At 65.7% G+C, this 983-nt stretch carries 1 protein-coding gene; it reads left to right on the top strand.

Annotated elements, in window-relative coordinates; all coding sequences use genetic code 11:
- The first annotated feature begins 67 nt into the window (after positions 1-67).
- Positions 68-961, top strand: coding sequence for an IS982 family transposase (locus tag NLX94_RS38675; RefSeq protein ID WP_254387986.1), 894 nt, complete (start codon positions 68-70; stop codon positions 959-961).
- The last annotated feature ends 22 nt before the right edge of the window (positions 962-983 follow it).

Here is a 983-nt window from a genome sequence, read left to right as displayed (position 1 = left end):
CTAGACGAGTCATTCCGAATGCTGACGATGTGTTCGGGAACGCAGACAGGGCGTCCAAGATCGTTGTGTGACGAACAACCTAGACGCCCTGCTGACCGCACTCTACGTGAAGATCGACGACGAGATCGGAGGCACCCGGTGGCTGGGCCGACCGCCGAGGTTGACGGATTCCGAGCTGGTCACCCTCGCTGTCGCGCAGGCACTGCTGGGCTTCACCTCGGAGTCGAGGTGGCTGCGGTTCGTCGACTCCCGCCTGGGCTCGATGTTCCCGTACGTGCCCAAGCAGCCGGGCTGGAACAAGCGGCTGCGGGCCGCGTTGCCGCTGGTCAAGAAGGCGATACGGCTGCTGGCCGTCGACACGGACTTCTGGTTCGACCCGCACTGGATCGTCGACTCCACCCCGGTGGAATGCGGACGCTCGCGTCCGACCGTGAAGCGGTCGGACATGGCCGGCTGGGCCGGATACGGGTACTGCGCCAGCCACAGCCGGTTCTTCTGGGGGCTTCGCCTCTTCCTGGTCTGCACCCCGGCCGGGATGCCGATCCTGTGGGCCCTGGCGAGCCCGAAGATCGACGAGCGGGAGGTACTGACCGCGATGCTCGACCGCGAACCGAAGACGGTCACGGACCGGCCGGGTCTGCTGGTGATCTCGGACAAGGGCTTCGCCTCGAAGGAGTTCGAGGCCGATCTGGCCTTGCGGGGCGCCGAGTTGCTGCGGCCGTCGTTCAAGCGCGAGAAGAAGCGCAAGGGCGAGAGCCTCCTGAAGTCGGTACGGCAGCTGATCGAGTCGGTCAACGACACCCTCAAAGGTCAGCTCGACCTGGAACAGCACGGAGGCCGGACCTTCGAGGGCGTCGCCGTCCGCGTCGCCCAGCGCGTCCTCGCGATGGCCGCCGCGATCTGGCACAACCACAAGACCCGCCAGCCCGTCACACGATCACTGGTCGCCTACGACCACTGATCATTCGGAATGACTCATCTAG

Source organism: Streptomyces sp. TBY4, from assembly GCF_024213195.1.
Lineage (GTDB): Bacteria > Actinomycetota > Actinomycetes > Streptomycetales > Streptomycetaceae > Streptomyces.
This window is presented reverse-complemented; position numbering and strand designations above follow the sequence as displayed.